This is a genomic window from Tepidiphilus baoligensis (assembly GCF_012911495.1).
GTDB lineage: Bacteria > Pseudomonadota > Gammaproteobacteria > Burkholderiales > Rhodocyclaceae > Tepidiphilus > Tepidiphilus olei.
Window position 1 is genome coordinate 49,822 of sequence record NZ_JAAAUB010000007.1, and the last position, 19,376, is coordinate 69,197.

At 64.6% G+C, this 19,376-nt stretch carries 17 protein-coding genes and 2 pseudogenes; 7 read left to right on the forward strand and 12 right to left on the reverse strand.

The features are described 5' to 3' along the window. The first annotated feature begins 14 nt into the window (after nucleotides 1-14). A complete protein-coding gene (fliN, locus tag GV368_RS11770; protein ID WP_169115904.1) occupies nucleotides 15-554 on the forward strand; it encodes a flagellar motor switch protein FliN in 540 nt (179 codons plus the stop codon). A 37-nt stretch (nucleotides 555-591) separates the two neighbouring features. Here fliN and htpG read toward each other — a convergent pair whose 3' ends face one another. Both htpG and greB read right to left on the reverse strand, forming a co-directional pair. Next, on the reverse strand, nucleotides 592-2,511 hold the full coding sequence (gene htpG / locus GV368_RS06225) for a molecular chaperone HtpG (protein WP_169115905.1): 1,920 nt from the start codon (nucleotides 2,509-2,511) through the stop codon (nucleotides 592-594). A gap of 63 nt (nucleotides 2,512-2,574) precedes the next feature. Then, entirely contained in the window at nucleotides 2,575-3,132 is a 558-nt protein-coding gene (greB, locus tag GV368_RS06230; RefSeq protein ID WP_169115906.1) for a transcription elongation factor GreB, read from the reverse strand. Nucleotides 3,133-3,201: 69 nt separating this feature from the next. Between greB and GV368_RS06235 the strand changes: the two genes are divergently transcribed. Further along, nucleotides 3,202-3,939, forward strand: a complete 738-nt coding sequence (locus GV368_RS06235; RefSeq protein WP_169115907.1) for an alpha/beta fold hydrolase — start codon at nucleotides 3,202-3,204, stop codon at nucleotides 3,937-3,939. Nucleotides 3,940-3,985: 46 nt separating this feature from the next. Here GV368_RS06235 and GV368_RS06240 read toward each other — a convergent pair whose 3' ends face one another. The 3 genes from GV368_RS06240 to GV368_RS06250 form a co-directional block, all read right to left on the reverse strand. Then, a complete protein-coding gene (locus GV368_RS06240) occupies nucleotides 3,986-4,813 on the reverse strand; it encodes an endonuclease/exonuclease/phosphatase family protein (protein WP_169115908.1) in 828 nt (275 codons plus the stop codon). Nucleotides 4,814-4,821: 8 nt separating this feature from the next. Continuing rightward, nucleotides 4,822-5,718: a flagellar brake protein gene (locus tag GV368_RS06245; RefSeq protein WP_169115909.1), complete on the reverse strand. Its 897-nt coding sequence runs from the start codon at nucleotides 5,716-5,718 to the stop codon at nucleotides 4,822-4,824. Nucleotides 5,719-5,892: 174 nt separating this feature from the next. Next, nucleotides 5,893-7,749 (reverse strand): cation:proton antiporter, encoded by a 1,857-nt coding sequence (locus tag GV368_RS06250; protein ID WP_169115910.1) that lies wholly within the window; start codon nucleotides 7,747-7,749, stop codon nucleotides 5,893-5,895. 138 nt (nucleotides 7,750-7,887) lie between these two features. Here GV368_RS06250 and ilvB point away from each other — a divergent pair, with 138 nt between their 5' ends. Genes ilvB through ilvC form a run of 3 tightly spaced genes read left to right on the forward strand, consistent with a single transcriptional unit; the run spans nucleotide 7,888 to nucleotide 11,167 of the window. Beyond that, complete coding sequence (gene ilvB, locus GV368_RS06255) at nucleotides 7,888-9,603, forward strand: biosynthetic-type acetolactate synthase large subunit (RefSeq protein WP_169115911.1); 1,716 nt, start codon at nucleotides 7,888-7,890, stop codon at nucleotides 9,601-9,603. Nucleotides 9,604-9,626: 23 nt separating this feature from the next. Continuing rightward, nucleotides 9,627-10,118 (forward strand): acetolactate synthase small subunit, encoded by a 492-nt coding sequence (ilvN, locus tag GV368_RS06260; RefSeq protein WP_169115912.1) that lies wholly within the window; start codon nucleotides 9,627-9,629, stop codon nucleotides 10,116-10,118. A 32-nt stretch (nucleotides 10,119-10,150) separates the two neighbouring features. Next, the gene (gene ilvC, locus GV368_RS06265) at nucleotides 10,151-11,167 is read left to right on the forward strand and encodes a ketol-acid reductoisomerase (protein WP_169115913.1); all 1,017 of its coding nucleotides are present in this window, start codon (nucleotides 10,151-10,153) and stop codon (nucleotides 11,165-11,167) included. Nucleotides 11,168-11,320: 153 nt separating this feature from the next. Here the strand turns inward: ilvC and tilS are convergent, their stop codons facing one another. The 4 genes from tilS to GV368_RS06285 all read right to left on the reverse strand — a co-directional run bounded on the left by tilS (nucleotide 11,321) and on the right by GV368_RS06285 (nucleotide 14,665). Then, nucleotides 11,321-12,349 carry a tRNA lysidine(34) synthetase TilS gene (tilS, locus tag GV368_RS06270; protein WP_169115914.1) on the reverse strand — a complete coding sequence of 343 codons (1,029 nt, stop codon included), beginning with the start codon at nucleotides 12,347-12,349 and terminating at the stop codon, nucleotides 11,321-11,323. Nucleotides 12,350-12,437: 88 nt separating this feature from the next. Next, nucleotides 12,438-13,400 (reverse strand): acetyl-CoA carboxylase carboxyltransferase subunit alpha, encoded by a 963-nt coding sequence (locus GV368_RS06275; RefSeq protein ID WP_169115915.1) that lies wholly within the window; start codon nucleotides 13,398-13,400, stop codon nucleotides 12,438-12,440. 117 nt (nucleotides 13,401-13,517) lie between these two features. Continuing rightward, the gene (locus GV368_RS06280) at nucleotides 13,518-14,222 is read right to left on the reverse strand and encodes a Bax inhibitor-1/YccA family protein (protein ID WP_142804302.1); all 705 of its coding nucleotides are present in this window, start codon (nucleotides 14,220-14,222) and stop codon (nucleotides 13,518-13,520) included. Nucleotides 14,223-14,341: 119 nt separating this feature from the next. Then, nucleotides 14,342-14,665 carry an HPF/RaiA family ribosome-associated protein gene (locus tag GV368_RS06285; RefSeq protein WP_142804301.1) on the reverse strand — a complete coding sequence of 108 codons (324 nt, stop codon included), beginning with the start codon at nucleotides 14,663-14,665 and terminating at the stop codon, nucleotides 14,342-14,344. A 94-nt stretch (nucleotides 14,666-14,759) separates the two neighbouring features. Between GV368_RS06285 and GV368_RS11775 the strand changes: the two are divergent. Next, nucleotides 14,760-14,888 (forward strand): annotated as a pseudogene (locus tag GV368_RS11775) (LysR family transcriptional regulator); the annotation flags it as partial. 174 nt (nucleotides 14,889-15,062) lie between these two features. After that, nucleotides 15,063-15,560: pseudogene (locus GV368_RS11780) on the forward strand (LysR substrate-binding domain-containing protein); the annotation flags it as partial. A 10-nt stretch (nucleotides 15,561-15,570) separates the two neighbouring features. Here GV368_RS11780 and GV368_RS11340 read toward each other — a convergent pair. From GV368_RS11340 to GV368_RS06300, 3 genes are all read right to left on the reverse strand, one after another. Then, a complete protein-coding gene (locus GV368_RS11340) occupies nucleotides 15,571-17,334 on the reverse strand; it encodes a TRAP transporter large permease (protein ID WP_408033898.1) in 1,764 nt (587 codons plus the stop codon). Next, nucleotides 17,334-17,903 carry a TRAP transporter small permease subunit gene (locus GV368_RS06295; RefSeq protein WP_169115917.1) on the reverse strand — a complete coding sequence of 190 codons (570 nt, stop codon included), beginning with the start codon at nucleotides 17,901-17,903 and terminating at the stop codon, nucleotides 17,334-17,336. The genes GV368_RS11340 and GV368_RS06295 overlap by 1 nt, the downstream gene beginning before the upstream one ends. A 71-nt stretch (nucleotides 17,904-17,974) precedes the next feature. Then, nucleotides 17,975-19,372, reverse strand: coding sequence for an FAD-binding oxidoreductase (locus GV368_RS06300; protein ID WP_169115918.1), 1,398 nt, complete (start codon nucleotides 19,370-19,372; stop codon nucleotides 17,975-17,977). Nucleotides 19,373-19,376: the final 4 nt, after the last annotated feature.

Here is a 19,376-nt window from a genome sequence, read left to right on the forward strand (position 1 = left end):
GTAAGGATTTTCCCATGGCCGAAAACGAAACCCCCAAGGAAGAAGACCAGGTCAGCGCCGACGACTGGGCCGCAGCGATGCAGGAACAGCAAAGCCAGGCCGGCGAAGGCGATGCAGCGCGCCACGAAGACGAATGGGCGGCGGCGCTCGCCGAGCAGGCGCAGCACGACGCCGAGATGGCCCGCGTCGCCCAAGAGCTCAAACAGGCGAGCGACCCCTACCAGGCCAAACCCGCCAAGGATCTCTTTCCCGAATTCGGCGCCGGCGGCAGCGAGAGCGACAAGCTCAACGACTTCAAGCTGATCCTCGACATCCCGGTGCGCGTCACCGTGGAGCTGGGACGCACGAAACTCGCGATCCGCGACGTGTTGCAACTGGCGCACGGCTCGGTGATCGAGCTCGAGGGGCTCGCCGGCGAACCGATGGACGTGCTCGTCAATGGCACGCTCATCGCCCAGGGCGAAGTGGTCGTGGTGAATGAGAAATTCGGCATCCGCCTCACCGACATCATCACGCCGGCCGAGCGGATGCGCAAGTTGCGGCAGGAAGGCTGAACGAGGGGCAGGCCAGGACGTCCCGCCCCTCGAGGTGTCACGCGGTCGGCGTGAGCAGCAGGCGGTTCATGCGCTGCACGAAAGCCGCCGGATCCTCCAGTTTTCCCCCTTCGGCCAGCAAAGCCTCCTCATAGAGGAGCAACGCCCAATCGGCAAACGCTTCGTCGGAGGCCGCCTGCAGCCTGGCGATCACCGGGTGCGTCGGGTTGAGCTCGAGGATGGGCTTGTGCGCCGGCACCTCCTGCCCGAGTTCGCGCAGCAGCCGTGCGAGCTGCATCCCCGGCTCGTGTTCTTCGACCACCAGGCAGGCGGGCGCCTCCGTGAGCCGCGAGGAGACCCGCACCGCCTTGACGCGCTCACCCAAAGCCGTTTGCAACCGTTCGAGGAGCGGCTTGAGCCGCTCATCGGCCTCCTCACGCGCCTTTTTCTCCTCTTCCGACAGCAGCGCCGACTCCATCTCGCCCTTGGCGACAGAGGCGAGCGGCTTGCCCCGATACTCGGGCAGATAAGCCACCCACCATTCGTCGATGCGATCGGCAAGGAGCAGCACCTCGATCCCTTTCTGGCGGAAAGCCTCTAGATGCGGGCTGTGGCGCGCCGCGGAGAAAGACTCGGCCGTGAGGTAGTAGATACGCTCCTGCCTCGGTTTCATGTGAGAAATATAATCATCGAACGAGACCGTCTCTTCGGGCGAGTCGTTGTACGTGGACGCGAAGCGCAAGAGACCGGCGATGCGCTCGCGATTGGTCGGGTCCTCGATGATCCCCTCTTTGAGCACGCGGCCGAACTCGCGCCAGAACCGGGCGTATTTCTCCGGCTCGTTCTTGGCGAGCTGCTCGAGCAGCCCCAGCACGCGTTTGGTGACGCCGGCGCGGATCGCCTCGATCTCGCGCGAATCCTGCAGCATCTCGCGCGAAACGTTGAGCGGCAGATCGGCCGCGTCGACCACGCCGCGCACGAAGCGCAGGTAGCGCGGCAGCAACCGCTCGGCATCCTCCAGCACGAAGACGCGCCGCACGTAGAGCTTGAGCCCGTGACGCGGCGTGCGCTCGAAGAGGTCGAACGGCGCACGCTGCGGCAGGTAGAGGAGCATCGTGTATTCGTGCCGGCCCTCCACCTTGGCGTGCGTCCAGGCCAGCGGCGCCTCGAAGTCGTGCGCCACGTGTTTGTAGAATTCGATGTATTCCTCTTCGGAGATCTCCTGCTTGGCGCGGGCCCAGAGAGCGGAGGCGCGATTGACCTGCTCCCATGCTTCTTCCTTGACGAGCTCGCCGCGGCTCTCGTCCCAGCGTTCCTTGCGCATCAGGATGGGCCAGAGGATGTGATCGGAATACTTGCGGATGAGCTCGCGCAGCCGCACCCCGGAGAGGAATTCGTCTTCGCCCTCGCGCAGATGCAGCACCACCTCGGTGCCGCGCTCGGGGCGCTCGATCTCGGCCACCTCGAAAGTCCCCGCCGACTCGCCCGTCATGGCGCATTCCCACAGCACGCCGGCGCTCGGCGGTGAACCGGCGCGGCGCGAGCGCACGGTGACACGGTCGGCCACGATGAAAGCGGAGTAGAAACCGACGCCGAACTGGCCGATGAGCCGCGCGTCGGCCTGCCCCCCGGCACTGAGCTTTTGCAGGAACTCGCGCGTGCCCGACTTGGCGATGGTGCCCAGATGGGCTACCGCCTCCTCACGGCTCATGCCGATGCCGTTGTCGCGGATCGTCACGGTGCGCGCGGTGCGGTCGTAATCGACCCAGATTTTGAGCTCGCCGTCGCCCTCGAAGAGCTCCGGCTGCTGCGCCGCCTCGAAACGCAGTTTGTCGCAGGCATCCGACGCGTTCGAGACGAGCTCACGCAGAAAGATTTCTTTGTTCGAATAGAGCGAATGCACCACCAGGTGCAGCAGCTGCTGCACCTCGGCCTGGAATTCCATCTTCCGGCGAGTTGCGTCGTTCGTTTCAGCCATCGTCTCACCCCTGTCGATCGTCGTTCGGAATCCCTTCGTTTCTGGGCATGGAAGGGGAAATTTTCAAGAGGAGGTTTCGTAGCGGATATCGACGATCTCCACCTCGCGCACGCCGCCCGGCGTCGGGATACGCACCACGTCGCCCAATTCGGCCTTGAGCAAGCCGCGCGCGAGCGGCGCGATCCAGCTCACCTTGCCCTCCCCCGCATCGGCCTCATCGACCCCGACGATCCGCCAGGTCTCCTCGGTCTCGGTATTCAGATCGCGGATCGTCACCGTCGCCCCGAAGAAGACGCGGTCGGTCTGCGTCTGTTCGCGCGGATCGACCACCACGGCCGATTCCAGCCGTTTGGTGAGATAGCGCAGGCGCCGGTCGATCTCACGCAGGCGACGCTTGCCATAGATGTAGTCGCCGTTCTCGGAACGGTCACCGTTGCTCGCCGCCCAAGCCACCGTCTCGACGAGTTGCGGGCGCTCGACCTTGACGAGCCGCTCGAACTCCTCGCGCAAGGCGCGATACCCCGCTGGCGTCATGTAGTTCTTGAACCCGGGAAAGCTCTGGACCTCGACGAGCTCTTCGTCCTCGTCGACCTCGCTCTCGCGCACGAATGCCTTGCTCATGCGAGCTCCTCCTGAAGTGCCAAGAAAAACGGTAAAGTATAGTCTTCGATTCTGCCGGAGGGTTCCACCATGACGTTCGCCACCGATCCGCTCGTCGTCCTCATCCACGGCGCTGGACACGACCGGCGCATCTGGTGGGCCGTCACCCTGGGGCTGAGCCGGCTGGGCTGGCAGGTGAGCGCCCCCGACCTTCCGGGACACGGTGCCGACGAACGTGCGCCGTGTCCCACCATCGAGGAATACGCGGCGGCGCTCGCCGTCGGTCTCGATCCCGAGCGCCCGATCGTCGCCGTCGGCCACAGCATGGGCTCGCTCGTGGCGCTCGAACTCGCCGCGCGGCTGGGTGAGCGCTGCCGCGGACTCGCGCTCATCGGCACGGCGCTGCCGATGGCGGTGAGTGCGGAATTGCTCGAGCGTGCCGCCGAGCCACGCGCCGCCTGCCAGCTGATGGAACCCTGGGCGTTCGGGGCGCGCGCCCGGAACACGGGGCTGCCGCGCGCCGTGCAGGAACTCGTGCTGGAACAACGCCCCGGCGTGCTCGCCAACGACCTGCGCGCCTGCGCCGCCTACGCCGCCGAACCGGCGCTGGAGCGCGCCAAGGCAATGAGCGCGCCGGCGCTCTTCCTCACCGGCGCCCAAGACCGCATGACGCCCGTCAAAGCCGCGACCCGTCTTTGGGAAACGCTGGCGCGACGCGAAGCTGCCTGCACCTGGCAGACGCTCCCCGGCGTGGGGCACACCCCGATGCTGGAAGCGCCGCTCACCTTGCGCTGGCTGTTGCATCGTTTCCTGCGCAACTGCCGCTGAGGAAACGCTGAATTCTTCAGCATCTCCCTGAGCCGATCGCTCCGTTTCAGAGTTCGAGCTCGAGCACGATCGGTTGATGGTCGGAAGCGGCCGTCTCCTGCTCCACGAAGAAATCCCGCACGGCCGGCCGTAGCGCCTCGCTCACCCAGGCGTAGTCGCAGCAGTAAGGATGATCGGGCCACTCCGCCCCGTGCAATCCCACCGTGTGCACGTGCGGCGCCGCCCCATGCACCAGGCGCCAGGCGTCGAACCACAGATCGCTGTCCTCGAGCAGGCGGTACTCCTCGTCTTCGGGGGCGAAGTTCCCGTCCCCCAGCCACACCGCCTCCGCCGGCCGCGGCCAGGCACGGAAAGTCGCCTCTTCTTCGTCGCCGCCGGTCGCCGGCCAGGCGAGGATTTCCCTCTGATGTTCGACGAGGGCTTGCACCTGTGCCAGGCGCTGGCACCGCGAGTAGTATTCCAGATGCGTCGTCGCCACGCGCAGCCGCTGCTCGCCCACCCGCAACGTCGCCTCGAGCAGCACCCGCGGCATGCACTTGTCGGTCTCCGGCGGCGGGTAGGGCAGGCTCAGGCGCAGCACCTGTTCCACCGGCAGGCGGCTGCCCAGCCAGTTGCCGAAGAGCGCCCGGCCGCCGTGCGCGCGCGGCACATCGAGCGCCGGGGCGTAGAATCCTCGATACTCCGGCAAGGCGCCGCGCAGGATGGCCGGTCCGTCCTCGCCGCGCGAACCGGGCAGTTCGTCGAAACGGCTCGCCACTTCCTGCAGGCAGAGCACGTCGGCGTCGAACGCGCGCAGCACCTTCAGGATCCGCGCCCAATCGACGCGTCCATCCGCCCCTCGCCCCCACTGGATGTTCCAACTGACGATGCGCATTCTTCCCCCTAACCGGTCAACGCGGGGTTGGTCTGCACCGTCGCGATGTAGGTCATCAGGGCGACGGTATCCTCGGGCGTGAGCTCGACGAATTCGATGCCATAACCCTTGGCCCCTTCGAGGGTACGATCCTCGATCTCACGCGATGAACGCACGATGGCCGGCACCGCCAGGATGATCTCCGAACCAGCGATCTCCAGCTTGAATTTGAGCTGAACGCGTTGCCCGACTTTCAGCGGATGGCGCGTGGCCAGCAGCCCTCCGCCCACCGACAGGTCGAGGATGATCCCACCGAAGGCTTGGTTGTCGTCGGAGACCACCGCCGCCACCAAGCGCACCGCCACCCGCTCGCTGCGCCGTAGTCGCACCGCCATCACATCCATCGGATACATGAGATGAAGATGAGGATAGGGGCGCGAGGCATTGACCAATACGGAAGAAGGGAAGACGAAGGCGTAGGAACCGACGCTACCGCGCACCCGCAAGGCAGTGCCTTCGGGCACGAAGAGTGGCAACCCTCCTCGCTCCAAGGCGTCGACGATCACCGACTTGCCGCGCAGTGCCCCGATGTAGCGCGCGAAATAACGATCCTCTTCCTGCCCCAGCTGGAGCTGCAAGACGGTGCCTGGTATGAGGCGCAGTTCCTCGAAATCGAGGTGGATCGTGTTTTTACCCGGTTCGTCCGCCTTTTCGACCACTTTCAGGGCGGTACCGATCGCCTGGCGAAAACGCTCGTCGGTGTTCAGGTTGCGCTCAGGCCCTTGGCGCAAGAGCTTTTCTTTCTCCTCGGCCGAGGCGATCACGTGCCCTTTCGCCAACAACAAGCGGCCGTGCCGGTCGTAGACGTCGAATGGAATGGGCTTGCCGACCAGAAATTCGCTGGGACGAACGGGAACCCGGAGCACCGAGCAGTCTCCTTTTCATGCCGAAACGGTCGATTCATTCTAACCCGGCGCCGTCACGAACGGTAAAAACACCACGAAAAACCGCACGACGTCGCGGATCGACGCAATCGTCCGCGGCCCGACACCCATCTACCGAAAGCGGCAGTCGAGCAAGCGCGCGCCGAGCACCCGACCCTAGGATCGCGCTCCAGCGTGCTCGAGCTGTCCACCGGGGCCGGCATCCTCGCTCTTTTCGCTTTCCGCCGGCAGATAAACGCCGAGCAAATACCATTCCGCCCCCGGCCGTGACGTGAGTTCTGGCCCCACGCCACGCAAATTTCCCTTCGGATCGATCGCCAGCAGCAACTGCCCTCGACCCGCAAACCGCTCCTGGTACGCCTCGAAAGTGAACGCCTCGCTCAAGCGAGTGGTATAGACTTTCCCTCCGCGATCGAACAAGACGAGCAGTTCGGCCAGACCCACTTGCGGTCCGCCCAGCAGACGCGCATAACGTCGATCCAGCACTTGCTGCCTCTTTTTGCTCACCTCTTCGGGCGTGAGTAACACATAGACGTTACCCCGCCCGAATTCACGCTGGTAGCGTAGCGCCGCCAGCGCGTTCAATTCCGGATACGGCGACATCGCCAGCAAATATCCTACTCCGACGAGATCGAGCCGCCGGTCGGCCTCCTTCGAAACCACGTTGCCGAAAAAAGTCTCCAGCCCCGCCATGCGCGCCGTACGCACGAGGGCGTAATCGGTATCGGCGACGATCGTCCGAAACCCCAGCTTGGTGAGCGCCAAACCCAATTCTCGCCCCAGGCGATGCGCCCCCACGATCAGGACCCCGCGCGCTCGCGGCTCCGCCACCCCTAGACGTTGCGCTGCCAGTCGGGCGGTACCGCCAGCGAAGAGCACGGTGCCGATGATCACGGCGAACGTGAGCGGTACCAGAATCTCCGCCCCGGGGTGCCCCAATTCTCGCAAGCGCAAGGCAAAGAGCGCCGACACGGCCGCAGCCACGATCCCGCGCGGCCCGATCCAGGCGATCATGGCTTTTTCCTGCCATCTCAATCCACTTCCCGTGGTCGAGGCCCATACTTTGAGCGGCTGGGCCACGAACTGGATCGCCAGAAAGACCAATACGACCCCTTTGCCCACCTCGGCCAAGCGCTCCACGTCGAGCCGAGCGGCAAGGACGATGAAGAGCACCGAGATCAACAAGATGGTGAGGGTTTCCTTGAACGAGAGTATGTTTTCGAGCGGCACTCCTTTCATGTTGGCCAAACGCATCCCCATCACGGTCACCGCCAACAATCCCGCCTCATGGGCGAGCATGTTCGCTGCCGTGAACACCCCAACCACGAAAGCGAGGACGATGACGTTGTCGAGATAATCGGGTACCAGATAATGCCGCAACATCCGACCCAGCAGCTCGGCCGCGATCCAGCCGACGGCGAACCCGACCGCCACCGCTTTGACGAACACCCACAGCGCCAGCCAGGCCGGAAGATCGGGCAGAGCACGGCTGACGAGAAACTGATAGACCAACACCGCCGCCAGTGCCCCGATCGGATCGATCACGATCCCTTCCCATCGCAGCACCGTGGCTACCTTGGCACTAGGACGAACGAAACGCAATAGCGGCACGATGACCGTAGGGCCCGTCACCATCACCAGCGCCCCGAAAAGCCCTGCCAAGCCCCAATCCAGGCCGACGAACACATGGGCCGCCGCCGCGGCCACGGCCCAGGTCAGCAACGCGCCCAAGCTCACCAAACGCAGCACGACTTGACTCATGCCTCTGAGTTCGCTGAACCGCAGGGTAAGACTCCCCTCGAACAGGATCACCGCCACCGCCAGCGATACCAAAGGAAAGAGCACGGGCCCGAACAAGCGATCCGGATCGAGAAATCCCAGCCCGGGTCCGGCCACGATTCCCAATATCAGCAAAAAGACGATCGCTGGTATCTGGGTTCGCCACGCCACCCACTGCGCCGCCGCGCCGGCAACGACGATGAAAGCGAGCGTCAATAAAATGTTTTCATGCACCGATTTTCTCCCGGCTTCGATTCGTTCCCGATTATAAGAGGACAATGAAGGCCGGCCTGCTTGACCAAAGCCGATCGAGCCGCTAACGTTACGGGTTTACCCGATCTTTGCACGGATCATCCTCACGAGGTATCCCCCATGCTTCTCACCGGCGCCGAAATCGTCGTCCAGTGCCTACGGCGCGAAAACGTCAAATACGTCTTCGGCTATCCCGGCGGCGCGGTCCTGCACATCTACGACGCATTTTTCCAGCAAGACGAGATCCGGCACGTGCTCGTACGCCACGAGCAGGCCGCGGTGCATGCCGCCGACGGTTATGCGCGGGCGAGCGGCGAAGTGGGCGTGGCGCTCGTCACCTCCGGCCCCGGCGCGACCAACGCGGTCACCGGAATCGCCACGGCCTATTGCGACTCCATCCCGGTGGTGATCCTCTCCGGCCAGGTCCCCACCGCCATGATCGGGCAGGACGCCTTCCAGGAAGTCGACACGGTGGGCATCACCCGCCCCTGCGTCAAGCACAACTTCCTCGTCAAGGACGTCGCAGAACTCGCCGACACCCTCAAAAAAGCCTTCCACATCGCCCGTACCGGCCGCCCCGGCCCGGTGCTCGTCGACATCCCCAAAGACGTCTCGGCCGCCAAGTGCGAGTTCCGCTACCCCGAAACGGTGTCGATGCGCTCCTACAACCCCGTCGTCAAGGGGCACCAGGGGCAGATTCGCAAGGCCGTCAAGGCGCTGCGCGAGGCCGAGCGCCCCATCCTCTACGCGGGCGGCGGGGTGATCCTCGCCGATGCCGCCGACGAGCTCACGGCGCTCGCCCGCCGCCTGGGGGCTCCGGTCACCACCACGCTCATGGCGCTGGGCGCCTACCCGGCGAGCGACCGCCAATTCCTCGGCATGCCCGGCATGCACGGCACCTATGAAGCCAACCTCGCCCTGCACCACGCCGACGTCGTGCTTTCAGTGGGCGCACGTTTCGACGATCGCGTCATCGGCAGCCCCGAGCACTTCGCCAGCGAGCCGCGCACCATCATCCACATCGACATCGACCCCTCCTCCATCGGCAAGCGCGTCAAGGCCGACCTGCCCATCGTCGGCGACGTGCGCCACGTGCTCGCCGACTTCCTGCGCATCCTCGACGAAGAGGGCGTCACGGCCCCGAGCGAGGCGCTCGCCCCCTGGTGGGAGCGCATCGAACAATGGCGCGCCCGGCGCTGCCTCGCCTACGAGCAGCCAGCCGAAGGCCCCATCAAGCCGCAATACGTGATCGAGACCCTGTGGAAAGTGACCAAGGGGGATGCCATCGTCACCTCCGACGTGGGGCAACACCAGATGTGGGCCGCGCAATATTACCGCTTCGATCACCCGCGCCGCTGGCTCAATTCCGGCGGCCTGGGCACCATGGGCGTGGGTCTGCCCTACGCCATGGGCGCGCGCTTCGCCCGACCCGAGGCGCCGGTGGTGTGCGTCACCGGCGAAGCCTCGATCCAGATGTGCATCCAGGAGCTCTCCACCTGCAAGCAGTTCCGCCTGCCGCTCAAGATCGTCAATCTCAACAACGGCTACCTGGGCATGGTGCGGCAGTGGCAGCAGCTCTTCCACGGCGGGCGCTATTCCGAATCCTACATGGACTCCCTGCCCGACTTCGCCGCGCTCGCCCGCGCCTATGGGCACGTCGGCATCCGCGTGGATCATCCCGCCGAGCTCGAACCGGCGCTCGAGCGCGCCTTCACCGAGCACGCCAACGAGCTCGTCTTCCTCGACGTTCTCGTCGATCCGCGCGAGAACGTCTATCCCATGATCCAGGGCGGCAAGGGGCTCACCGAGATGATCCTCTCGGCCGACAGCCTCTGACCCACGGCACAGGAACGAACCCCATGCGACACCTCATCTCCGTGCTGATCGAAAACGAATCCGGAGCACTGTCGCGCGTTGCCGGCCTCTTCTCGGCGCGCGGCTACAACATCGAATCGCTCACCGTCGCCCCTACCGAAGACCCTTCGCTGTCGCGCATGACCATCATCACCACCGGTTCGGACGACGTCATCGAGCAGATCACCAAGCAGCTCAACAAGCTCATCGAGACGGTCAAGGTGGTGGATCTGTCGGAAGCGCCGCACCTCGAGCGCGAACTGATGCTACTCAAAGTGCGCGCCACCGGCAAGGACCGCGAGGAGATGAAACGCATGGCCGACATCTTCCGCGCGCGCATCGTCGACGTCACCGACACCACCTACGTCATCGAACTCACCGGCAACCAGGGCAAGCTCGACGCCTTCATCCAGGCAATCGACCCCGCCCTGATCCTCGAGACCGTGCGTAGCGGCGTCTGCGGCATCGGCCGCGGCGAACGCGTCCTGCGCGTCTGACCCTCTCAAGACCACAACGGAAAGGAAACGCCATGAAAGTGTATTACGACAAGGACGCCGACCTCTCGCTCATCAAGGGCAAGTCCGTCACCATCGTCGGCTATGGCTCGCAAGGCCATGCACATGCCCTCAACCTGCGCGACTCGGGCGTGAACGTCACCGTGGGGCTTCGCCGCGGCGGTAGCTCCTGGAGCAAAGCCGAAGCCGCCGGCCTCACGGTCAAGGAAGTGGGCGAAGCCGTCAAAGGGGCGGATCTGGTGATGATCCTGCTCCCCGACGAAACCCAGCCCGAAGTCTATACGCGCGACATCGAGCCCAACCTCAAGCAGGGCGCGGCGCTCGCCTTCGCCCACGGATTCAACATCCACTACAACCAGATCGTGCCGCGCGCCGACCTCGACGTCATCATGATCGCGCCCAAAGGCCCGGGCCACACCGTGCGCTCCGAATACGTGCGTGGCGGCGGCGTACCCACGCTCATCGCCGTGCACCAGGACGTCTCCGGCAAGGCGCGCGACTTGGCGCTCTCCTACGCCGCGGCCAACGGCGGCACCAAGGGCGGCGTGATCGAGACCACGTTCCGCGAAGAAACCGAGACCGACCTCTTCGGCGAGCAGGCCGTGCTCTGCGGCGGGGCGGTCGAACTCGTCAAGATGGGATTCGAGACGCTGGTCGAAGCCGGCTACGCCCCCGAGATGGCCTACTTCGAGTGCCTGCACGAACTCAAGCTCATCGTCGATCTCATGTACGAGGGCGGCATCGCCAACATGAACTACTCGATCTCGAACAATGCCGAGTTCGGCGAGTACACCACCGGCCCCGAAGTCATCAACGAGCACTCCCGCGCCGCCATGCGCCGCGCGCTCGAGCGCATCCGCAACGGCGAGTATGCCAAGCAGTTCATCCTCGAGGGCAAGCTCAACTATCCGAGCATGACGGCGCGCCGGCGCCTGAACGCCGAGCACCCGATTGAACAGGTCGGCGCCAAGCTGCGCTCGATGATGCCGTGGCTCGCCAAGAACAAGCTGGTCGATCAGAGCAAAAACTAACGAACACCTCGAATAACCTACTGCGCGGCTGCATGGCGGCGTTGCGCGGTGCTCGGATGCTCGCCTATCTGGGTGATATGTCTCGCATCCTGCGCTCCGGGCGCCTTGCCCTGTAGCCGCTCGCGACGGTTCTTCGAGGTATCGCCCTGGATATTAACCGCAGCGATAAGCGGCGTCGCACCCCTGCGGTGCCGCCTCCACCCACAGACGCTCGCCGCGGGCGCACAGCCACGCCTCCCCCAGGGGGAAACGCCACACCCCGCCTGCATAGTCCGCCGCCTGGCGCAATCCTTCTTCCAAACGCCGGTGGGTCGGCGGCAGGGCCGGCAGCCGCAGGGTTGCCCAGCGCACCAAATTCTTCTGCCGATGGACCGGCAACCGCAAAAACTCCGCCAAATCCCAGCCGCCCTGCGGATGGCCCACCCGTTCGTCGTCGAGCGCGGCCAGATCGTCCAAGCCTTGCTGCGCCTCGGCCATGGTCTCGGCGGTACGAGCGAGCACGGTGCGCACGCCGGGCAGCCTGTGTTCCAGCTGCGGCAGGATCTCTGCGCGCAGCCAGTTACGGGTGAAGTCGGCGCTCGCATTCGACGGATCCTCGACCCAGCGCAAACCGCGTTCCCGTGCCCAGGCGATGAGCGTCTCTTTGGGCAGATCGAGGAAAGGGCGCAGCCACCACGGCGCCGCCGCCCCGGCCAGGGGCGCCGGTGCAATGGGCCGCATCGCCGCGAGTCCGGCTACGCCCGAGCCGCGCAGCAAACGAAAGAGCACCGTCTCGGCCTGATCGTCGCGATGCTGCGCGAGCACCAACGCATCCCCCGGCACCGCGGCGAGCGCGCGCAGGCGCGCCGAACGCGCCGCGGCCTCCAGCCCTCGGCCGTCCGGCTGCACGCGCACGTACGCCACCTGTAGCGGCACTCCGAGTGAAGCACAGTGCGCTCGCGCTGCCTCGACCCAGGCATCGGCTTGCTCGAGGAGCCCATGGTGCACATGCACCGCCCTCAGTTCCAGCGGAAATTCGGCGCGCGCCTCGGCAAGCGCATGCAGCAGCACGGTGGAGTCGACCCCGCCGGAGAACCCCAATACGAGCCGCAAAGGAAACGCTGAATAATTGGCTGCGCGGGCGAATCGCTGCGTTGCGCGGTGCTCGCTCCGTGCGCCTTGCGCTTCATCCCGCTCGCTCATTTCTTCAGCGCTTCCCAAAGGGTGCGAAGGGATCCGCGCCGCGAGCGATTCGATCGCCTGGAAGATCGCCGCGGCGACCTGATCGCGCTCAGGTGCGCTCGGCGAAGCGGCCATAGGAAACCAGGCGCTGCTGCCGGCGTTCCACCAGCGCTTCGGGCGCGAGCCCTTCGAGCCCGGCGAGCGCCTGCTGCAGATGCCCTTTGAGGATCTCGGCCATCCTCTCCGGTTCGCGGTGTGCGCCGCCCACCGGTTCCGGCACGATGCCGTCGATCAGACCCAAGGACAAGAGCTTGGGCGCGGTGATACCCAGGATCTCGGCCGCCTCGGGCGCCTTCTCCGCGCTCTTCCACAGGATGGAAGCGCAGCCTTCGGGCGAGATCACCGAATAGACGGCGTGCTGCAACATGAGCACCGTGTCCCCCACGGCGATCGCCAGCGCTCCGCCCGAGCCCCCCTCGCCGATCACGGTGACGACCACGGGCACGCGCAGCATGGCCATCTCGAAGAGGTTGCGCCCGATCGCTTCCGACTGTCCCCGCTCCTCGGCGTCGATTCCGGGATAGGCACCGGGCGTATCGACGAAAGTGAAGATCGGCAGGCCGAACTTCTCGGCCAGTTTCATCAAACGCAGCGCCTTGCGATAGCCTTCGGGCCGGGGCATGCCGAAATTGCGTGCGATCTTCTCCTTGGTGTCGCGCCCTTTCTGATGGCCGATCACCATGCACGGCCGCCCGTCGAAGCGCGCGAGCCCGCCGACGATCGCCTTGTCGTCGGCGAAATGACGATCGCCGTGCAGTTCCTCGAAATCGGTGAAGATTCGTTGCACATAGTCGAGCGTATAGGGGCGCAGCGGATGGCGCGCCACCTGCGTCGTCTGCCAGGCATCGAGCCGGGCGTAGAGATCCTCGAGCTGCTTGCGCGCCTTCTTCTCCAGCCGCTCGATCTCTTCGCTGATGTCGACGGCGGAAGCGTCGTGCGCGTAGCGTAGCTCGCCGATCTTCTCCTCCAGCTCGGCTACCGAGCGTTCGAATTCGAGAAAGATCCGTTTCATCACCTACATCCCGACCTGAGAAGAGGGGATTTTACCCGAAGGCCGCCGCCCAGGCCCGAAAAAACGGAAAGGGCGCTTGCCGCGCCCCTTCCTGGCTAGCGAAAAACCGCGTTCGACTCAATCGTCGCCGTTGAACACCCCGAGCAGATGCAACAGGCTCGTGAAGAGGTTGAAGATCATGACGTAGAGGGAAACGGTCGCGAGGATGTAGTTGGTCTCGCCGCCGCGCACGATCTGGCTCGTTTCATAGAGGATCAGGCCAGACATGAGCAGCACGAACATCGCGGACACGGCCAACGACAATCCCGGCATCTGGAAGAAAATCGCCGCGAGTCCGGCAAGGAAGGCAACCAGCACGCCCACGAACAGGAACCCGCCCATGAAGGAGAAATCGCGCTTCGAGATCGTCGCATAGGCCGACAGCCCCAGGAAGATCGCCGCCGTACCGCCAAAGGCCTGCATCACGATCGCCGAGCCGTTGGGCAAGGCCAAATAAGCGGAGAGGATCGGCCCGAGGGTGTAACCCATGAAGCCGGTGAGTGCGAATACGGCCAAGATGCCGCTTGCCCGGTTGGCGAGTTTGTGCACCAGAAAAAGCAACCCGAAGTATCCTACCAAGGTGATGATGAGCCCCGGATGCGGCAAGCCCAAGGCCATGGACACGCCCGCCGTCAGCGCGGAAAACGCCAAGGTCAGCGCGAGCAGGACGTAGGTATTGCGCAGCACCGGGTTGCTTACCGGCAATGCCTCCCCCCGCGCCTCCGACAGAGGGATGGCTCGGGCTTGGGTGGACTCATTCCAGCGTTCGTCGATTCTTTGCATCGTACCCTCCTTCAAAATTTCGTTTCAGCGTATGGGATCACTCTGCGCTGCGCACCGAGAAAGTCCCCATGCTTCAGGCACCTCTCGACTGCCCGGCGCAAGGTTTTCCTCACGGACACTCAGGCTGGCTGTGGCAACACCTGCGGCCGAGCGAAGCGTCGTTCGAGCACGCGCTGTACCCGCTTCACTGCACGTTCGACTGCCAACTGCGCCACGCGTTCCGTGACCGCGAACACCACCTGCGGGCGGTGACGCAGACGCATCTGTACCACGCAGCGCTTGGCCCATGCCCCGGTTTCGTCGCGCACGTCGACCAATTTCACCCGTGCCCAGGTCACCCGGTCACGGAAGCGGCGGATCGCCCCGGAAAAACGGTGCGCCAGCTCCTCCCTGTCGATCTCTGCGCACGTTTGGCCTTCGCAAACGAGTTCCAGTTTCATCATGAGCCTCCTTTCGCTGATCGCAGCTTTGTCATTCTAGATCAACTAGACTCAGATAAAATCAGAAAAAAATGCAAAAACTCTTCGGGAAATTCGAATGATCAGTCTGAAGCAACTCCATCATTTCTGGCTCGTCGGTCGCACGGGCAGCATCCAGCGCGCCGCCGAGACCAGCGGCCTCACCCCCCAGACCATTTCGGGGCAGATCGGCGTACTCGAAGGCGCACTCGGTCGCCGTCTGCTACGGCGCAAGGGGCGCGGCATCGAACTCACCGAAGCCGGCAAGATCGCCTTGCGCTACGCCGAGCGGATCTTCGGTCTCACCGAAGAATTGGAAGCCGCTCTCGCGCACGCGGACGAACGACCCTCCCTACCCTATCGTCTGGGTTTGCTCGACATCGTGCCAAAATCGCTCGCGGCGCTGCTGCTCGAGCCCGTACTCGAACACCGACCGAGGTTGCGCCTGAGCGTGGCCGAAGAGCCGCTACCCCGCTTGCTGAGCGAACTCATGCTGGGCCGGCTCGACGCACTCATCGCCGATGGCCCGCCGCCCACGCAGCTCGGGCACAAGCTGCAATGCCGACTGCTGATCGAATCCCAGCTCGCCCTGTACGCCCGCGCCGACCTCAGCCTGACCGGCCCCTTGCCGCAGTCTCTCGACGCGGCCCCTTTGCTGTTGCCCGGTGAGCACTCGGCGACCCGCCTGGCCTTGTTGCAGCTCTTCGACGAGCACCATGTCACACCGCATATCGTGGGTGAATTCGACGACAGCGCCCTCATGCGCACCCTGGCGGAGAACGGGGCGGGCATCTTTCCTGCCCCCGCCATCCTCGAACCGACGCTGTGCGAAAGTGGAGTCCTGCGCTGTCTTGGGTCGCTCCCCGAAATTACCGAGCACTACTATCTACTCACCCTCGAGCGCAAGTGGCATCACCCGGGAACCCAGGCGCTGCTGCACCGTTTCGCCCCCGATCACCAGCCCGAGCCCCCCTTGGCGTCATCCGATTCCGAGGTGCCTTCCGTTCCCCATCCCTGTCTCCGACGGGAATCTCGATTTTTTCCAGATCCACTGTCTCGACCTGGGAAAAACTCATCGTCACCAGGCTCGGGAAGGCGATCAGCAAGCCGACCATCACCAACTGCAGGATCAGGAAGGGGATCGCTCCCCAGTAGATTTCAGCAGTGGATATGCCGCGGATCTTCTTGCCGGTCACGGAATCGACGTATTCGCCCGCCGGCGCCACGCTACGCAAGAAGAACAAGGCAAAGCCGAAAGGCGGGTGCATGAAGGAAGTCTGCATCACCATGGCGATGAGCACGCCGAACCAGATGAGATCGATCCCCAACGCATGGGCCGCCGGTCCGAGCAGCGGAACGACGATGAAGGCGAGCTCGAAGTAGTCGAGGAAGAAAGCGAGCACGAAGACGAAGAGCGCCGCGAAGATGAGAAAGCCCACCTCACCCCCGGGTAACTGGGTGAGCAAGTGCTGTACCCAGTGGCTCCCCCCCACCCCCTGGAAGGTGAGGTTGAATATGGTCGCGCCGATGAGAATGAACATCACGAAGGAGGACAGTACCGTCGTTCCCTTCAATGCCTGAACCAGCAAAGAAAAACTGAGGCGTCTCCTCGCCAAGGCGAGCAGCATCGCCCCCACCGCGCCCATTGCCCCACCTTCGGTGGGCGTGGCCACCCCGAGGAAGATGGTGCCGAGGACGAGGAAAATGAGCGCGAGCGGTGGAATCAGTACGAACGTGACGCGCTCGGCCATGCGCGAGAGCAGCCCCAGGCGGAACACCCGGTTGACGAGCGCGAACACGAACGCCAGACCCGCCGCGACACACGTGGCCACTACGACCGTCTCGTCGATCGGCCGATCCTGAGGCTCACCGCCACCGAGCCAGGCAACCAGCTCGCCGTAATGCTGTCCGAAGGCGATTCCCACTACGGTCGCGATCGCCGCCAAGACGACCACCGAGCGCGTACCGCTCGAGCCGTCGTCCTCGCGGATGACGCGCGCCTCCGGCGGCAAAGCCGGCAAGGCACGCGGACGCAAGAGGGCCAGGCCGACCACGTAGAGCACGTAGAGTCCGACCAGGGCAAACGCAGGGATGAACGCCCCCTTGTAGAGATCGCCTACGCTCTTGCCCAGCTGGTCGGCGAGCACGATCAGCACGAGCGAGGGCGGCAGAATCTGCGCCAAAGTACCCGAAGCGGCGATCACACCGGTCGCGAGCTTACGGTCGTAGCCATAGCGCAGCATGATGGGCAGCGAGATGAGCCCCATGGAGATCACCGAGGCGGCCACCACGCCCGTGGTGGCCGCAAGCAGCGCCCCGACGAAGATCACGGCGAAGGCCAGCCCTCCGCGCACCGAACCGAAGAGCTGACCGATGGTGTCGAGCAGGTCCTCGGCCATGCCCGAGCGCTCGAGCACCAGGCCCATCAAGGTGAAAAAGGGCACGGCGAGCAAGGTCTCGTTCTGCATGATGCCGAAGATGCGCAGCGGCAGCGCCTGGAAGAACGCCGGCGAGAGCAGGCCGAGCTCGATGCCGATCAGGCCGAAGAAAAGTCCGCAGGCCCCCAAGGCGAAGACGACGGGAAAGCCGTAGAGCAAAAAAAGGACCAGCCCCAGGAACATCAACGGAGCGAGGTTTTCCGCGAGCCATGCCATCATTGCGCTCCTTCCACGCCGTCCGGCGAGCGTATCTCGTCGCTTTCCTTCACGAAAGGTGATGGCAAGGCCCCCTTGAGAAAAGCGATGCGCTTTATCGCCTCCGAAACCCCCTGCAGCAGCAAGAGCGAAAATCCGACCGGGATCATGAGATAGACCGGCCAGCGGATGAGCCCGCCGGAGTTCGAGGACATCTCACCCGATACGTACGCCTGCCAAAAGAAAGGGAGGGAGAAATAGAGCACGCCCAGACACACCGGCAACATCATGAAAACGATCCCGACAAGATCCATCCATGCCTGGGTACGGGGAGAGAAACGCGAGATCAGGATGTCGATGCGCACGTGCTCGTTGTTGCGCAGCGTCAGCGCCGCTGCGAGCAAAAAGGCCGCGGCGTAGAGATACCACTGCGCCTCGAGCCAGGCGTTCGAGCCCACGTTGAACATTTTTCGCACCAGGGCATTGACCGCACTCAAGAGCGTTGCGGCCAGGATCAGCCACATCGCCAGCCGCCCGAAAAACCGGGTGAATGCATCGATGCCACGCGACACCTTCAGCCAAAATTGCATCGCGGTGTTCCTCCGCGGAAAAGGTGCAAATTATAAGACAACCGATCGATGGCGAACCAAATCCCGCTCGGTCACGGCACGAGCTTCCCAGGATTTAGGATCCCGCGAGGATCGAGCGCGGTCTTGATGGCGCGCATCACTGCCACACCCGCTTCCCCTGCTTCGCGGGCGACGAACGCACGCTTTCCCATCCCCACGCCGTGCTCGCCACTACAGGTTCCTCCCAGTGACTGCGCAATCTCCACGAGCTCGGCGCTCAAGGTCTCGGCCCGTTCGAGCTCGGCCGCGTCTTCCGGATCGATCAAAATCACGGTGTGGAAATTGCCGTCGCCCACGTGCCCCAGGATGGGGGCGATCAAGCCGGAAGCGTCGATCGCTGCTCGTGCCCGCAGCACCGCCTCGGCCAGCTTGGAAATCGGCACGCAGGAATCGGTGGTGATGCCGCGGCAACCCGGACGCAGGTTGATGCAGGCGAAGTAGGCCTGATGCCGCGCCTCCCACAGACGCGACCGCTCCTCCGGGCGGCTCGCCCAGGAGAAGTCCTCGGCACCGTGTTCGCGGGCGAGTTCCCCGACGAGCGCCACCTGCTCCTCGATCGCGCGGGGCGAGCCCTGGAATTCGAAGAAGAGCGTGGGCGCTTCGGCAAGATCGGTCTTGCTGTAGCGGTTGATGGCGTGAATCGAGACCTCGTCGAGAAATTCGACGCGCCCGATAGGCACGCCGCTCTGGATGGTGTGGATCACCGTTTCCACCGCCGCCTGCATCGAAGGAAAACGCACCACCGCCACGGCCGAATCCTCCGGCAAGGGGTGCAGGCGCACCGTGATCTCGGTGAAGATGCCCAAGGTTCCTTCGGAGCCGACGAAGAGGCGCGTCAGATCATAGCCAGCAGAAGCTTTCTTCGCCCGGGTGCCGGTACGCAGCACCCGCCCGTCGGCGAGCACCACCTCGAGCGCCAGCACATTCTCGCGCATGGTGCCGTAGCGCACGGCGTTGGTGCCCGAAGCACGCGTGGCGGCCATCCCGCCGATCGAGGCGTCCGCCCCCGGATCGATGGGAAAGAAGAGCCCCGTACCCCGCAAGGCGGCGTTGAGCTGCTTACGCGTCACCCCCGGCTGCACCACCGCGAGCATGTCCTCGGCGTCGATCTCCAGGACGTGATTCATCTGGGAAACGTCCACGCTCACCCCCCCATAGGGTGCGAGTACGTGCCCCTCGAGCGAAGTGCCCGTGCCGTAGGGTATGAGCGGCACACCGTATTCGGCGCAGGCACGTACTACTTCGACCACCTCCGCGGTGCTGGCGACGAAGGCCACTGCCTGTGGGGGTTGATCGGGGAAATGGGATTCGTCGTGCCCGTGGTGGGCGCGTACCCCCGAAGAGAGGCTGAAACGCTCGCCCAGACATGCCGTGAGCCGTGCCACGAGGGCGGGCGGTAATTCACGGCCCACCCCCATCGAGTCATTCATGTTC

Bases quoted from the DNA above. Each gene is read 5' to 3' on its own strand.
- fliN (WP_169115904.1), top strand. From the start codon at position 15: ATGGCCGAAAACGAAACCCCCAAGGAAGAAGACCAGGTCAGCGCCGAC.
- htpG (WP_169115905.1), bottom strand. From the start codon at position 2,511: ATGGCTGAAACGAACGACGCAACTCGCCGGAAGATGGAATTCCAGGCC.
- greB (WP_169115906.1), bottom strand. From the start codon at position 3,132: ATGAGCAAGGCATTCGTGCGCGAGAGCGAGGTCGACGAGGACGAAGAG.
- GV368_RS06235 (WP_169115907.1), top strand. From the start codon at position 3,202: ATGACGTTCGCCACCGATCCGCTCGTCGTCCTCATCCACGGCGCTGGA.
- GV368_RS06240 (WP_169115908.1), bottom strand. From the start codon at position 4,813: ATGCGCATCGTCAGTTGGAACATCCAGTGGGGGCGAGGGGCGGATGGA.
- ilvB (WP_169115911.1), top strand. From the start codon at position 7,888: ATGCTTCTCACCGGCGCCGAAATCGTCGTCCAGTGCCTACGGCGCGAA.
- ilvN (WP_169115912.1), top strand. From the start codon at position 9,627: ATGCGACACCTCATCTCCGTGCTGATCGAAAACGAATCCGGAGCACTG.
- ilvC (WP_169115913.1), top strand. From the start codon at position 10,151: ATGAAAGTGTATTACGACAAGGACGCCGACCTCTCGCTCATCAAGGGC.
- tilS (WP_169115914.1), bottom strand. From the start codon at position 12,349: ATGAGCGAGCGGGATGAAGCGCAAGGCGCACGGAGCGAGCACCGCGCA.
- GV368_RS06275 (WP_169115915.1), bottom strand. From the start codon at position 13,400: ATGAAACGGATCTTTCTCGAATTCGAACGCTCGGTAGCCGAGCTGGAG.
- GV368_RS06280 (WP_142804302.1), bottom strand. From the start codon at position 14,222: ATGCAAAGAATCGACGAACGCTGGAATGAGTCCACCCAAGCCCGAGCC.
- GV368_RS06285 (WP_142804301.1), bottom strand. From the start codon at position 14,665: ATGATGAAACTGGAACTCGTTTGCGAAGGCCAAACGTGCGCAGAGATC.
- GV368_RS11340 (WP_408033898.1), bottom strand. From the start codon at position 17,334: ATGGCATGGCTCGCGGAAAACCTCGCTCCGTTGATGTTCCTGGGGCTG.
- GV368_RS06295 (WP_169115917.1), bottom strand. From the start codon at position 17,903: ATGCAATTTTGGCTGAAGGTGTCGCGTGGCATCGATGCATTCACCCGG.
- GV368_RS06300 (WP_169115918.1), bottom strand. From the start codon at position 19,372: ATGAATGACTCGATGGGGGTGGGCCGTGAATTACCGCCCGCCCTCGTG.